Genomic DNA, 13,623 nt, shown 5'->3' with positions numbered 1-13,623 from the left:
GCCGGCTGCGCCGATCCGTTCGCGGCGAGACGAACGCTCAGGCTGACTCGCGCCGGCCGCGCCAGGTGCGCTCGCCGTCGACGAACTCCTCTGTCGGTTCGAGCAGCAGGGCGGCGGCCACCCGCCGTGACGGGATGTTCGCGTCGGCGATGTGCGCCTCGAACACCAGCACGCCCTGCGCCTGCAACCACTGCCGCACCGCTTTCGCCGCCTCGGTGGCATACCCCCGGCCCTGCCACCGCACTCCGACCAGCCAGGCGAGCTCCGCCGCATCCCGAACCGTGGCCTGCACGAAGCCCACGGCCGCGCCGGTCGAACGCTCGACGGCGATCCAATTCAGCCACTGCTCGCCGCCGGCCGGCGAGCCCGCCAGCTGCCGCTCGTACCGCGCCGTCAGCTCGCCCAGCGTCGGTGGTTCGCCGCCCGTGTGCTCATAGAGCGCCGCGTCGGCGAGCACCGCCAGCATGGCCGCGGCGTGGTCGACCCGCAGCGGTTCGATTGTCAGGGCAGCAGTGCTCAGGGTGACGGCGGGGGAGACCATGCGGCACAGGCTAGCAGCCGGCCGACGCGCCAGCGGGGGAGTCCCGCAGCACGGGCCACCAGCCGGCCGACTCTCCCGCGCGGCTCTCGGCCGCCCGGTTTCGCTCGACCTGTTTGCACGATGTGCACCAAGAACACACCGAGTGTATGGGGCGTTCTGTCAGCAATTCGACATAATCTGGTGTCTGTGAGCACCCCGACCGGTACCACCGCCGCCCTGCCGACCGACGTCGACGCGACCCAGCCGCACGTCGTGTACGTGCCCACGCCGTGGAGCGACGATGTGTGGTTCCTGGCGCACGACGGCCGCTGCCTGGGCTGGATAAGGCGGTACACCGACGGCCCCCACGTGCTCTTCGGCGTCTACACCTACGGTTGCGACACCAGCGGCCTGCGCGTCTGGGTCACGTCGACCAAGACCCTCACCGAGGCCGCCGGCTATATGGCCGAACACGTGCGCGAACTGATCGACGCCTCTGGCCGCCTGGGCCCCGACCCCGTCAACCCGCTCGGCCTGCACGAGCGCCACTGACGCCCGGCACCGCCCTCACAGCTCGCTGAGGAAGTCGGCGGGGTTCGGCCGCTTGCGCCGCAGTTCGCGCCCCGGGGGAGCGTCGCCGACGTACAGCCAGCCGAGCAGTTGTTCGTTGCCGGCCAGCCCGTGCATCCGTCGCACCGGCTCACTGCGGGTGAGGTGCCCCGTGCGCCAGATGACACCCCAGCCCGCCTCATCGAGAAGCAGTGACAGGTTGTGGGCCACGCCGGCGGCCACCGCCTCCTGCTCCCAGTAGGCGACCTTGCCGCTCGGCCGGTGGACGGCCACGATCGCGATCAGCAACGGGGCCCGGCGCGCCCTCGAGACGTACTTCAGCGCGTTGCCGCCGTCGGCTTCGGCGAACGCGTGCCCCAGCAGGTCGCGCTTGTCGCCGCGCAGGGTGATCAGCCGCCAGGGTCGCAGCGAGCTGTGATCGGCGACCGTCGCCGCGGCGTCGAGCAGCCTGAGCAGCTCGGTCTGCGACGGGGCGTTCGCCCCCACCTTCGAGAGCGACCGCCGCCTGAGCAGGCTGTCGTAGGCCGACACGAAGGGTGGTCAGCCCTTTTGGTCGAACGACAGCGACACGGAGTTCATGCAGAACCGGTCGCCCGTCGGGGTCTGGGGCGCGTCGTCGAACAGGTGCCCGAGGTGCGAGCCGCAGTTCGAGCAGCGCACCTCGGTGCGCACCATGCCGAGCGAACGGTCTTCGATCAGTTCGACCGCGTCAGACTCCTTCGGCGCATAGAAGCTCGGCCAGCCGCAGTGCGAGTCGAACTTGGCGTCGCTGCGAAACAGCTCCTGCCCGCACGCCTTGCACTTGTAGACGCCCTCGCGGTTCTCGTCGAGCAGCTCGCCCGTCCACGGGCGCTCTGTCGCCGCTTCACGCAGCACGGCGAACTCCTGGCGGCTCAGCTCGGTGCGCCATTCCTCGTCAGACTTCGATACGTCGTAGCTCATGCATTTCCCTTGTCTCTGGCGGCTGCGGGCCGCGTCGCTGCCCGAAGAGCGCGATCCATCATCACAGTAAACTGAACCGCGTGTCAGACCATTCCATCATTTCGAAGTCGTGGAGCGAACTCACGACCGACGAGCTGTACGCGTTCCTGCGTCTGCGCACGAACGTGTTCTTCGTCGAGCAGAAGGTCGACGAAGAAGAGCTGGATGACCGCGACCGCGAACCGACCACGAAGCACTTCTGGCTGGCCGACGGCGAGCGCACCATCGCCTACCTCCGTGTGATCGAAGACGCCACCGCCGAGCACCGCGACGCCCGGCACCTCATCGGCCGGGTCGTCGTAGCGCCCCAGCACCGGGGCCAGGGCCTCGCCCAGCGGCTCATCACCCGGGTACTCGAGCAGTACGGGCAGCTGCCGATGCTGCTGCACTCGCAGTCGTACATCGTTCCCCTGTATGCCGGGTTCGGGTTCGAGGCGTTCGGTGACGAGTACGAGGAGGCGGGCATCCTGCACACCTCGATGTACCGCTCACCCACAGCCGACACAGCCGTGGCGCACACCTGACGCCAAGGCGCCCCGCCCTACAATGAGGCGAAAGAGGCGTAGCGAAGGGTGGAGACGTGGCCGATGCGCAGCACCGACCGGTCGACCCTTCGGCAGAAGTCGTGGCACAGCTGTCCGAGCGCGACGTTCGCATTCTCGAATTCGAACGCGCGTGGTGGCAGCATGCCGGGTTGAAAGAACAGGCCGTACGCCAGGAGTTCGGACTCTCGGCTGCGCGGTACCACCAGATTCTGAACCGGCTCATCGACGACCCTGCGGCGCTCGCCCGTGAACCCATGCTCATCAAACGACTCAGGCGGCTGAGAGACACCCGGCTGGCGGCCCGCGCCGCCCGGCTGCTGCCGCGTGGCGAGTAGCGAACCAGAACGGCCTGCACGTACCTATGGCAACTGAACCACGAGACTCTTTCGACCGCGTGCCGACAGACGTCGCCCGTCGCGGGGCGCACCGCGGGCCGAAGCGGCGCGGCAGGGGATGGATCGTCTTCGCCTGGGCCGCGCTGGCCACCGGCGTGCTCGTCGGCCTCGGTGTCGTCGGGCTGTTCGCCGTGAACAACGGCAACCAGTTCACCGGCGTCTTCTCGGGCACCGGGTCGAGCGCGGCGGCCGACACGGCCACCCCGACCCCCACGGTCCAGCCGACCACGAACCCGGCCGCGAACGTCACCATTCTGAACGGAACCACCACCGAGGGTCTCGCCACCCGTGCCGCCGACCAGGCGACGACCGCCGGATGGACGGTGGGAGCTGAGGCGAACGCAAGCAGCCAAGACGTGGCCACGTCGACGGTGTACTACTCCGACCCGGCGAACGAGGGCGAGGCCAAGGGGCTGGCCGCGACGCTCGGCGGTATCGCTGTGGCCGTCTCCGACCAGTTTCCCGGCGCAGACCTCACGGCCGTGCTCGGAACCGACTACGTCGACCCCGCCGCCGGCTGATCACTGGCTTGTATTTCCAGCTTGTTTAATTCTTGTTGAATTGTGGTCACGCGCCCCTGATTTTCGTTACCGCACCGTTTTACTAGAAAAACGGACCACTTCAGTCGAAGTGGTGGGCAAGTAACACAGCAACTGGGAGTAACAATGGCGAACGGAACCGTGAAGTGGTTCAACGCTGAAAAGGGCTACGGCTTCATCACCGTCGAGGGTGGCGGACAAGACGTCTTCGTGCACTACTCGGCCATCGACATGGGCGGCTACAAAGTTCTCGAAGAAGGCCAGCAGGTCATCTTCGAGGTCGGTGCCGGCTCGAAGGGCCCGCAGGCGGAGTCTGTTCGCCTGGCATAACCCGTCCACTGGTTGAGTAGCGGCGAAGCCGCGTATCGAAACCTGCGTCCCCCTGGGCGTCACTTGCACTCTCACCATGTGAGTGCCAGTATTGGTCTTAGCACTCGTAGTACCTGAGTGCTAAACCTTTATGAATCTTTCATGACGCCCGGGAGGGACGAGAAACACACATGGCAAAGATTATTGCTTTCGACGAAGAGGCACGACGCGGCCTCGAACGTGGACTCAACATTTTGGCCGACGCGGTCAAGGTGACGCTCGGCCCGCGCGGTCGTAACGTCGTACTGGAGAAGAAGTGGGGCGCGCCCACCATCACGAACGATGGTGTGTCGATCGCCAAGGAGATCGAGCTCGACGACCCGTACGAGAAGATCGGTGCCGAGCTCGTCAAAGAGGTCGCCAAGAAGACCGATGACGTCGCCGGTGACGGAACGACCACCGCGACCGTTCTCGCCCAGGCCCTGGTTCGCGAAGGCCTGCGCAACGTCGCAGCCGGCGCCGACCCGATCAGCCTGAAGAAAGGCATCGAGAAGGCTGTTGCGGCCGTCATCGCCGAGCTCGTCGCGAACGCGAAAGAGATTGAGACGAAAGAGGAGATCGCTGCCACCGCATCGATCTCTGCCGGTGACACCGAGATCGGCGCCCTGATCGCCGAGGCCATCGACAAGGTCGGTAAAGAGGGTGTCGTCACCGTCGAGGAGTCGAACACGTTCGGCACCGAGCTCGAGCTGACCGAGGGCATGCGCTTCGACAAGGGCTACCTGTCGCAGTACTTCGTCACCGACCCCGACCGTCAAGAGGCCGTCTTCGAAGACCCCTACATCTTGATCGTCAACTCGAAGGTGTCGCAGATCAAAGACCTGCTGCCCATCGTCGACAAGGTCATCCAGGCCAACAAGCAGCTGCTGATCATCGCTGAAGACGTCGATGGCGAAGCACTCGCCACGCTCGTCGTCAACAAGATCCGCGGCATCTTCAAGTCGGTGGCCGTCAAGGCTCCCGGCTTCGGCGACCGCCGCAAGGCGCAGCTGCAAGACATCGCCATTCTCACCGGCGGCCAGGTCATCTCTGAAGAGGTCGGCCTCAAGCTCGAGAATGTCACGCTCGACCTTCTGGGCCGTGCACGCAAGGTCGTCATCACCAAAGATGAGACCACCATCGTCGAGGGTGCCGGCGACGCCGAGCTCATCGCCGGTCGCGTGCAGCAGATCCGCAACGAGATCGAGAACACCGACAGCGACTATGACCGTGAAAAGCTCCAGGAGCGTCTCGCGAAGCTGGCCGGTGGCGTCGCCGTCATCAAGGCCGGCGCTGCGACCGAGGTCGAGCTCAAGGAGCGCAAGCACCGCATCGAAGACGCCGTTCGCAACGCGAAGGCCGCCGTCGAAGAGGGCATCGTCGCCGGTGGTGGCGTCGCACTCATCCAGGCCGGCAAGACCGCGTTCGAGAAGCTCGAGCTCACGGGTGACGAGGCGACTGGCGCGAACATCGTCAAGGTCGCCATCGACGCCCCGCTCAAGCAGATCGCCGTCAACGCGGGCCTCGAGCCCGGTGTCGTCGCCGAGAAGGTGCGCAACCTGCCCACCGGTCACGGCCTCAACGCCGCGACCGGCGAGTACGTCGACATGCTGGCTGCCGGAATCAACGACCCGGTGAAGGTGACGCGCTCCGCTCTGCAGAACGCCGCATCGATCGCCGGTCTGTTCCTGACGACCGAGGTCGTCGTGGCCGACAAGCCCGAGCGCAACCCGGTTCCCGCCGGTGACCCCACGGGTGGCATGGACTTCTAGTCCGTCGAACCGATTCACGAGAACGGGCCGACTCCTTCGGGAGCCGGCCCGTTTTTTTGTGTCTTGCGCGGCACGAGAGGGGCGCGCTATGGTTGACAACCGCGACCAGTTGGCCGCGACACGACTTCGAATCGAAAGGGGAGGTGAACCAGGATGATGATCTTCACAACAGAGGCAGCAGGCGGCCCAGCAGCGTTTACGAGCGCAGCAGCAGCGCTTTCAGGCGCAGTGCCCGTCACGTCGCACGCAGTGCGTGCAGTACGCCCATCCATCCCGGCGCTTCCCCCAGCGGCATAACCGCAGCCCAGCTGTCTCGCCCGAAGCGCCTCCGTTCCACTCTCTCGGAGGAAGTCTCTCGTGTTCCGTGTATCCCAGCGCACCGACGATCTGTCGTTGTTGCGCTTCTCAACCCGTGATCCGCTTGTCTGGATCACACCCGACCAGTTCGGCCGGGGCCTCGCCTCAGGCAGCCTGCGTCGCGAATGGACGTGGCTCGCGTTCGTCGACGACAGACCGGTGGCCCGCGCCGTGTGGTGGGGCCCTGTCGGCTCGGTGCACCCCGTCGAGCTGCGCTGCCTCATCGTGCGGCCGTCGATATCGCATCCCGAACTCTGGGGTGCGGCGATCATCCGGTCGGCGCATCGCGCGTTCGCCGAGGCGGGCGCCCTGTTCGCTCCCGAGTTCGTCGTCACCGTCGAGCCCGGCGAGCAGAGCGACCTGCAGGTTCGGCAGGCGATCGGCTGGCGCCGGCAGGCGGCGGTGCAGGCGGGCGTGACGCTCGTGCTGCGCAGCGACGAGGTCGCCGAGCCGGCGCCCGCCGCCGCAACCGTCACCGTGCGGTGACCGGCCGTCGGCGCTTGTCAGGTCGAGGCCGGGGCGGCGAGCGGCAGGGTCACCCTGAAGGTGGCCCCGCCGCCCGTCGTCTCGACGGCCTCGACCGTGCCCTTGTGGGCCTGGATGATCGACGACACGATCGCGAGCCCCAGCCCACTGCCGCCCGTCTCACGGGTGCGTGACGAGTCGGCACGCCAGAAGCGCTGGAAGATCTTCTCGCGAATCTGCGGCGGGATGCCCTCGCCGTGGTCGATCACGTCGAGCACCGCCACCTGCCGGGCCTCGTCGACCTGCACAGACACCTCGATGGGGCTGTCGTTCGGCGTGAAACGCAGGGCGTTGCCGATGAGGTTGGCCACCACCTGCCTGATCTTGTTCTCATCGGCCATCACGACGGGTGCGACGCCGTCGCGGTCGTCGGAGTCGAGGCTGGCCAGATCGAGGTCGGCCGGGGTGATCTCGGCGAGGGCCGCCTCGTCGCCCGCCTGGGCGTCGCCAGAACCGACGGCGGTGAGCGTTCCGGTGGCGGTGGTCGCCCCCGGGGCGCGCGGCCGGCGGCGCAGTCGAGCCAGGGTCGCGCCCGCAAAACCGATCGGGCCCGTCACATTGCCTGCCGCCGCCCTGTCGTCTGCGGCGGGCACACCGGCGACGTCGGTGGTGGCGAGCAGCAGTTGCGCCGCCTCCGGCCCCAGCGCGGCGTCGGCCGCGGGCGCGAAGCTCACGGGCTGCGACGAACGGGGCAGGATGATCGACACCACTCGCTCGGGGCTCGAGGCCCGGGCATCCAGAGCCGCGTCGACCGCAATCGGCACGAGATCGATGCGGGTGAGGTTGAGCGGTTTCGTCTCGTCGAGCCGGGCCAGTTCGAGCAGGTCTTCGACGAGCGCCCCCATGCGGATCGCCTCCTTCTCGATGCGGTCCATGGCCTTCGCCACCTCTTCGGGCGTCTGCAGGGCCCCCATGCGGTAGAGCTCCGCATAACCGCGAACCGACACCAGGGGCGTGCGCAGCTCGTGGCTCGCGTCGCCGACGAACCGCCGCATCTGGTCGATGGTCTTGGCGCGGTCGGTGAAGGCGCTGTCGATTCTGCTCAGCATGGTGTTGAGCGACCGGTTGAGCCGCCCGACCTCGGTGTTCGGGGTGCCGTCGGCCATGCGCTGACTGAAGTCGCCGTTGGCGATCTCGGCGGCGGTCTTCTCCACCGCGCGCAGCGGCGCGAACGTGCTCGTCACGAGCAGCCGGGTGAGCATGGCGCCCAGGATGACCACGCCGATGCTGAAGGCCAGAAAGATCGAGAGGTAGGTCGTCGTGATGCGGTCGGTGTTCTCGAGCGACGAGGCGATGACGAGGGTGCCGGTGGAGTTGTCGGCGAAGTAGATGGTACGCACCGCCGCGTGCCACTCGCCCTTGTTCGCCGACGAGAGGGCGTAGATCGGCTTCTTCGCCACCACCGCGTCTGACGGGGTGAGCGGCAGGCCGGTGAGAACGGGCTGGTCGTCGACCGCCCGCGTGCCCCAGTTGCTCGCGGCGAGGGTACCGTCAGAGCTCAGCAGCCCGACGAAGTACTCCTGTGGAGCACTCGTCACATCGCTCAGGGCGAAGGTGGTGTGTGTGGCGTTCGGTCCCATGAACGACGAGTACGAGTCGTCGTACGCCGTCGACAGCGACGAATCGACCTGGTTCAGCAGGTACGACCGCAGCACGGTCATGGTGCCGACCCCCGCCACCACGAGCCCCAGCGTGAGCAGCAGAACCGTCACACCGGTGATCTTGGTGCGCAGTGAGATCGAGTTCCAGAACGTGGAGGGAGTGACGGCCATGAGTGTCTACCAGAGTACGCGGTGCGAGCTGAGCCCCCGCTGGTTGAGTGGCGCGGAGCGCGTATCGAAACCCGGGATGAGCGGGTGGGCGGTGAGGTTTCGACACGGTGCGCTTCGCGCACCTACTCGACCGGCGCGGGCCTGACGCCTTACGCCTTGCTGACCTTCAGCATGTAGCCGAAGCCGCGCTTGGTCTGAATGAGCGACTCGTCGCTGTACTGGTCGAGCTTGCGGCGCAGGTACGAGATGTACGATTCGACGATGCCGGCGTCGCCGTTGAAGTCGTACTCCCACACGTGGTCGAGAATCTGCGCCTTCGAGAGCACCCGGTTGGGATTCAGCATCAGGTAGCGCAGCAGCTTGAACTCGGTGGGGCTGAGCTCGATGGCGGTGTCGGCCACGAAGACCTCGTGCGTGTCCTGGTCCATGGTGAGCTCGCCGGCGCGGATGATGGCGTCTTCGTCGGCCTGCATCGTGCGGCGCAGGATGGCCTTGATGCGGGCGACGATCTCGTCGAGGCTGAACGGCTTGGTGACGTAGTCGTCGCCGCCCACGGTGAGGCCGGTGATCTTGTCTTCGGTGTCGTCTTTCGCGGTGAGAAAGAGAATGGGAGCGGTGTACCCCGCGGCCCGCAGGCGTTTGGTGACGCCGAAGCCGTTCATGTCGGGCAGCATCACATCGAGGATGATGAGGTCGGGTTCTTCTTCGAGCACGGCAGAGATGGTCTGCGCCCCGTTGCTCACGGCTCGCACGGCGAAGCCGGCGAAGCGCAGGCTGGTGGTGAGCAGGTCGCGGATGTTGGGCTCGTCGTCGACGATGAGAATGCGAGGTCCGGTCATGCTCTCATTATCTGCAGGTTTGCTGAACGCGCCCTGAGAGTTGCGTCAACCCGTGTTGGCGGGTGGTTTCGATACGCGGGGCTGCGCCCCGCTACTCAACCGGCGTGCGCCCGCTGGTTGAGTAGCAGCGCAGCTGCGTATCGAAACCCGACCGACCGTATCGAAACCAGCCGTCAGGCCGCCAGCGCCTGAGCGTCGAGAATGGTGTAGCTGTAGCCCTGCTCGGCCAGAAAACGCTGCCGGTTCTGCGCGAAGTCCTGGTCGACGGTGTCGCGCGCGACCAGCGTGTAGAAGTTCGCCGAGAGCCCCGACTCCTTGGGGCGCAGCAGCCGGCCGAGGCGCTGGGCCTCCTCCTGGCGCGAGCCGAACGACCCGGAGACTTGGATGGCCACCGTCGCCTCGGGCAGGTCGACCGAGAAGTTCGCCACCTTGCTGACCACGAGAATCGGCTCGTCGCCGTCACGGAAGGCCTGGTACAGGCGCTCACGCTCGGCGATCGGGGTCGAGCCGGTGAGCTCGGGCACGCCCAGCTCGTCGGCCAGGGCATCCAGCTGGTCGAGGTACTGCCCGATGACCAGGATGCGCTCGCCGGCGTGCTTGGCGATGAGTTCTTTGACCACGTCGAGTTTCGCCGGGGCGGTGGCGGCGAGGCGGTAGCGTTCGTCATCGCTCGCCGCGGCGTAGACCAGCCGGTCGCTCTGCGGCAGGTCGATGCGCACCTCGAAGCACTCGGCGGGCGAGATGAAGCCCTGCGCCTCGATCTCCTTCCAGGGTGCGTCGAACCGCTTCGGCCCGATCAGGCTGAACACGTCGCCCTCGCGGCCGTCTTCGCGCACCAGGGTCGCGGTCAGGCCGAGGCGCCGCCGGGCCTGCAGATCGGCGGTGAGCTTGAACACGGGCGCGGGCAGCAGGTGCACCTCGTCGTAGACGACGAGACCCCAGTCGAGCGCATCGAGCAGTTCGAGGTGGGCGAACACCCCGCCGCGTTTGGCCGTCAGAATCTGGTAGGTCGCGATGGTGACGGGCTTCACCTCTTTGACCTGGCCCGAGTACTCGCCGATCTCGTCTTCGGTGAGCGACGTGCGCTTCAGCAGCTCCGACCGCCACTGCCGGGCCGACACGGTGTTGGTGACCAGGATGAGCGTGTTGGTCTTCGCGGTGGCCATCGCCCCCGCTCCCACCAGCGTCTTGCCCGCGCCGCAGGGCAGCACCACGACGCCCGAGCCGCGCTCGAAGAAGTTGTCGATGGCCTTCTGCTGGTAGTCGCGCAACTGCCAGCCGTCTTCGAACAGCGTGATCTCGTGCGGGGTGCCGGGGGTGTAGCCCGCGTGGTCTTCTGCCGGCCAGCCGAGCTTCACCAGTTCCTGCTTCAGCTGGCCCCTGGCCCACTGCTCGATCTCGTAGGTCTGATCGTCGATGCGCGAGGGCAGCAGGGGAGCGATGCGCTTGCCCTTGACGATCTCGGCGAGCACCGCGGCATCCGTCGCCCGCAGCGTGAGCACGCCGTCGGGCCGGCGCTCGATGACGAGGCGGCCGTAGCGCCCCACCGTCTCTGTGATGTCGATCGACACCGACTGCGGAATGGCGAACTTCGAGTAGCGCTCGAGCGTGCCGAGGATCTCGTCGGTGGTGTGGCCGGCGGCCCGCGCGTTCCAGAGCCCGAGCCGTGTGATGCGGTAGGTGTGGATGTGCTCAGGCGCGCGCTCGAGCTCGGCGAACACCGCCAGCTCGTGCCGAGCGTTGTCGGCGTCGGGGTGAGCCACTTCGAGCAGTACGGTGCGGTCGCTTTGAACGATCAGGGGGCCATCGGGCATAACTGTCGAGTTTACCGGGCCGAGCCGGGTGCTCTGCCTGCCGGGCCCGATCGCGGCCGCGGTCGCAGCCGCAGCCGCAGCGTTGGCCGCAGTCGTGGTCGCAGCGTGCGGTCAGGCGACGGGGCTGACCGCCGCTACGACCTTCGTGATGCTCGCGAGCGGCACGGTACGCTCGACACCGGCCTTCTGGTCGGTGCCACGCATGCGGCCGCTCGCCACCGAGGTCGGTACCATCGCCAGCGCGACCTCAGACCCGTTCGGCAGCCGCACGGTCACGAGCACGCTCGTCTTGTTCTTCACGGCGGCATCGAGCTGGCGCACCAGCCAGGCTTCGGCCGTGTCGGTACCGCCCTGAACTCCGCTGCCGCGCAGCCGGTTGATCAGCTCGTCGACCGACCGCGTCGGCTGAGCGCTCGACGCGGTGGATGGCTGGCTGCGTGTCAGCGACTGGGGGTGCCCGCTGTCGCTCTCGGCGATGACGGGGTAGCGGGCGTCGACGAGCATCCAGTACACCGCATCGAGGCCGAACCGGCTCACCAGCCGGTTGCCGTTCACGAACACCAACCCGAGCGAACCGAGCCGCTGGTCGACCGCGATCGTGTGCAGCAGTTCGCGGTCGTCGGAGCGCACGTAGCTGCCGGCCGTCTCGCCGGGCCCGGGTGCGATGGTGCCGGCCCGCAGCAGGCCGTAGCGCGCGCTCGACTCGGCGATCAGGTACTCGAGCGGCTGCGGAATGCCGGTGCTCGAGATGCTCTCGAGAAAGCTCCGGATGCTCGGCGCGGTGTAGCCCGCACTGAGTGCCCGGGCGATCGACCCCGACGAGATGCGGTACGTCGACGCGATCGAGTGGCTCTCGATCTGGGCGATGGCGCGCAGTGTCGCGTCGAGGTCGGGCCGCAGCGGCCCCGGAGCGACGATGGTGAGGTCGTGCTGCACGTAGACGGTGCTCACCTCGGCGGGCAGTTCTGCCGCGATCACCTCGACCGCCGCCTCGACGCCCGTGCTGAGCAGAAGGGCACCGGTCCGGCTGGCCTGGCCGTTCGCCGCGACGCCCAGTCGTTCGGCATCGCTCACCAGCTCGGCGGTCTGCTCGGCCAGGTGCGACCCACCGGCCGGGTACAGCCACGAGAGGTAGGCGACGAGGCTGTCGCCCCAGCTCGAGTCCACCCGCTCGATCAAGAAGCCGACGATCTGGGCGGGCAGGGCGGCGAGCCAGGCCGAAGCCAGCACGCCCCAGCGTTCGGCCAGGGGCAGCAGCAACCAGTCGTGGGCGAGTGGGGTGACGAACCAGGTCGAGCCGTCGCGGGTCGTGAGACCGGCGCGTTCGGCGACGCTCAGCACACCGTTCATGTCGTCGGGGGTGAGGCCGGTCGCTGCCGCCAGGCGCTTCGCGTCGGGAACGGCGAGGCCGCCCTTGGCGAGCTCGCGGGCCGGCGAGGAGGCCAGCGAGATGACCAGCTCGGTCACGGCGACGCTGGTCTCGAACGAGCGCTCACCGGCGAGCTGGTCGGCGAGCCGGCGCTCGTCGGAGGTGGCCGGGGGTGGTGTCGGTGGGGGCCCATCGTCTGCAAGTGCCGACGCGTCGGGCAGGCCGAGGCTCGGCCAGGAGGCGAGCGTCGCTGCGACGGCGTCATAGGGCTTCAGAACGCCGTCGGCGTCGAAGACGAGCATCGAGTGCAGCGCGGCCAGCAGTTCGGGCGACGCGCGCTCGAGCGGCACATCGGCGCTGCAGAGCGCAGACAGGGTGGGGCGGTCGAGGTGCGACAGGGCATCCTGAACCGACTCGGTGCTGAGCAGGGCGTCGGCGAGATCGAAGAAGTCGCGCAGGTCGCGCTTGGCGAGGTGCCTCGCGGTCAGCAGCGCGGCGAGAGCATCATCGCTCTCGCGCTGCAACCGGCCTGCCAGAGCGAGGGTGTCGCTCATTCGGTGCTACGAGCCTCGCGGGTTCGTCGAACGGCGTTGGTGATGAGAAGCGCGAGAATCAGCAGAACCCCGATCGGCAGACCGAAGAGCGGGAAGACGAGGATGACGGGAACGAGCGTGAAGTGGGCGATGCCCGAGACGAATGCGGCGAGCATGCACAAAATCGACAGACCGATGATGGTCGCGATCATGAACGTCAGAGTGCGTTCCGCCCGATGGATCACGGGTTTGTTTGTGTCAGTCACGCTTCTGATAATACGGGCACTGCGGCAAGCTAATAGGCTTAGCTGTGGCCGACTGCGCAGTTTTTCGGCAAAAACACTCAAGGAGATTCACAGATGCCTACCGGCAAGGTCAAGTTCTACGACGACGAGAAGGGCTTCGGCTTCATCAGTTCAGATGACGGCCAAGAGGTCTTTCTGCACGCGTCAGCCCTGCCCGCTGGGGCGACCGTCAAGGCGGGAACCAAGCTCGAGTTCGGCATCGCCGACGGCAAACGCGGCGTTCAGGCGCTCTCGGTCAGGGTGCTCGAAGCCCCGCCGAGCATGGTCAAGCTGAGCCGCAAGCCGGCCGACGACATGGCGGTCATCATCGAAGACCTGGTGAAGGTGCTCGACGGCATCGGCACCAACCTCAAGCGCGGCCGCTACCCCGATTCGGCGCACAGCCGCAAGATCGCTGCGCTGCTGCGCAAGGTCGCCGACGAACTGGATGCGTAAGGGT

16 protein-coding genes are annotated in these 13,623 nt (G+C 67.3%); 8 read left to right on the top strand and 8 right to left on the bottom strand.

The genetic code is table 11. The features are described 5' to 3' along the window. Positions 1–37: 37 nt before the first annotated feature. Positions 38–541 carry a GNAT family N-acetyltransferase gene (locus tag V3W46_RS06005; RefSeq protein ID WP_331782184.1) on the bottom strand — a complete coding sequence of 168 codons (504 nt, stop codon included), beginning with the start codon at positions 539–541 and terminating at the stop codon, positions 38–40. Between the two features lie 186 nt (positions 542–727). Here V3W46_RS06005 and V3W46_RS06000 point away from each other — a divergent pair, with 186 nt between their 5' ends. Continuing rightward, entirely contained in the window at positions 728–1,072 is a 345-nt protein-coding gene (locus V3W46_RS06000; protein WP_331782183.1) for a hypothetical protein, read from the top strand. 15 nt (positions 1,073–1,087) lie between these two features. Here the strand turns inward: V3W46_RS06000 and V3W46_RS05995 are convergent, their stop codons facing one another. Both V3W46_RS05995 and msrB read right to left on the bottom strand, forming a co-directional pair. Continuing rightward, complete coding sequence (locus V3W46_RS05995) at positions 1,088–1,621, bottom strand: nitroreductase family protein (RefSeq protein WP_331782182.1); 534 nt, start codon at positions 1,619–1,621, stop codon at positions 1,088–1,090. A gap of 9 nt (positions 1,622–1,630) precedes the next feature. Further along, complete coding sequence (gene msrB, locus V3W46_RS05990) at positions 1,631–2,032, bottom strand: peptide-methionine (R)-S-oxide reductase MsrB (protein ID WP_331782181.1); 402 nt, start codon at positions 2,030–2,032, stop codon at positions 1,631–1,633. An 80-nt stretch (positions 2,033–2,112) separates the two neighbouring features. Between msrB and V3W46_RS05985 the strand changes: the two genes are divergently transcribed. The 6 genes from V3W46_RS05985 (at position 2,113) to V3W46_RS05960 (ending at position 6,513) form a co-directional block, all read left to right on the top strand. Beyond that, entirely contained in the window at positions 2,113–2,595 is a 483-nt protein-coding gene (locus V3W46_RS05985) for a GNAT family N-acetyltransferase (protein ID WP_331782180.1), read from the top strand. Positions 2,596–2,696: 101 nt separating this feature from the next. Beyond that, a complete protein-coding gene (locus V3W46_RS05980; RefSeq protein ID WP_331782179.1) occupies positions 2,697–2,951 on the top strand; it encodes a DUF3263 domain-containing protein in 255 nt (84 codons plus the stop codon). Between the two features lie 59 nt (positions 2,952–3,010). Beyond that, positions 3,011–3,532: a LytR C-terminal domain-containing protein gene (locus V3W46_RS05975; RefSeq protein ID WP_331782178.1), complete on the top strand. Its 522-nt coding sequence runs from the start codon at positions 3,011–3,013 to the stop codon at positions 3,530–3,532. Between the two features lie 144 nt (positions 3,533–3,676). Continuing rightward, on the top strand, positions 3,677–3,880 hold the full coding sequence (locus tag V3W46_RS05970; RefSeq protein WP_331782177.1) for a cold-shock protein: 204 nt from the start codon (positions 3,677–3,679) through the stop codon (positions 3,878–3,880). Between the two features lie 170 nt (positions 3,881–4,050). Further along, positions 4,051–5,670: a chaperonin GroEL gene (gene groL, locus V3W46_RS05965; RefSeq protein ID WP_331782176.1), complete on the top strand. Its 1,620-nt coding sequence runs from the start codon at positions 4,051–4,053 to the stop codon at positions 5,668–5,670. A 357-nt stretch (positions 5,671–6,027) separates the two neighbouring features. Continuing rightward, positions 6,028–6,513 carry a hypothetical protein gene (locus V3W46_RS05960; protein WP_331782175.1) on the top strand — a complete coding sequence of 162 codons (486 nt, stop codon included), beginning with the start codon at positions 6,028–6,030 and terminating at the stop codon, positions 6,511–6,513. A 17-nt stretch (positions 6,514–6,530) separates the two neighbouring features. Here V3W46_RS05960 and V3W46_RS05955 read toward each other — a convergent pair whose 3' ends face one another. From V3W46_RS05955 to V3W46_RS05935, 5 genes are all read right to left on the bottom strand, one after another. Continuing rightward, positions 6,531–8,324 (bottom strand): sensor histidine kinase, encoded by a 1,794-nt coding sequence (locus V3W46_RS05955; RefSeq protein ID WP_331782174.1) that lies wholly within the window; start codon positions 8,322–8,324, stop codon positions 6,531–6,533. A gap of 149 nt (positions 8,325–8,473) precedes the next feature. Beyond that, a complete protein-coding gene (locus V3W46_RS05950; protein WP_116411953.1) occupies positions 8,474–9,163 on the bottom strand; it encodes a response regulator transcription factor in 690 nt (229 codons plus the stop codon). A gap of 173 nt (positions 9,164–9,336) precedes the next feature. Then, on the bottom strand, positions 9,337–10,977 hold the full coding sequence (locus tag V3W46_RS05945) for a DNA repair helicase XPB (RefSeq protein ID WP_331782173.1): 1,641 nt from the start codon (positions 10,975–10,977) through the stop codon (positions 9,337–9,339). 111 nt (positions 10,978–11,088) lie between these two features. After that, the gene (locus tag V3W46_RS05940; RefSeq protein ID WP_331782172.1) at positions 11,089–12,900 is read right to left on the bottom strand and encodes a helicase-associated domain-containing protein; all 1,812 of its coding nucleotides are present in this window, start codon (positions 12,898–12,900) and stop codon (positions 11,089–11,091) included. After that, entirely contained in the window at positions 12,897–13,145 is a 249-nt protein-coding gene (locus V3W46_RS05935; protein ID WP_331782171.1) for a hypothetical protein, read from the bottom strand. Before V3W46_RS05935 ends, V3W46_RS05940 begins: the two co-directional genes overlap by 4 nt. A gap of 93 nt (positions 13,146–13,238) precedes the next feature. Between V3W46_RS05935 and V3W46_RS05930 the strand changes: the two genes are divergently transcribed. Next, positions 13,239–13,619, top strand: coding sequence for a cold-shock protein (locus tag V3W46_RS05930; RefSeq protein WP_331782170.1), 381 nt, complete (start codon positions 13,239–13,241; stop codon positions 13,617–13,619). Positions 13,620–13,623: the final 4 nt, after the last annotated feature.

The organism is Subtercola sp. YIM 133946 (genome assembly GCF_036553535.1).
Taxonomy (GTDB): domain Bacteria; phylum Actinomycetota; class Actinomycetes; order Actinomycetales; family Microbacteriaceae; genus Subtercola.
Note: the sequence above shows the minus strand (reverse complement) of the source record. Positions and strands in the feature narration are given on the sequence as shown.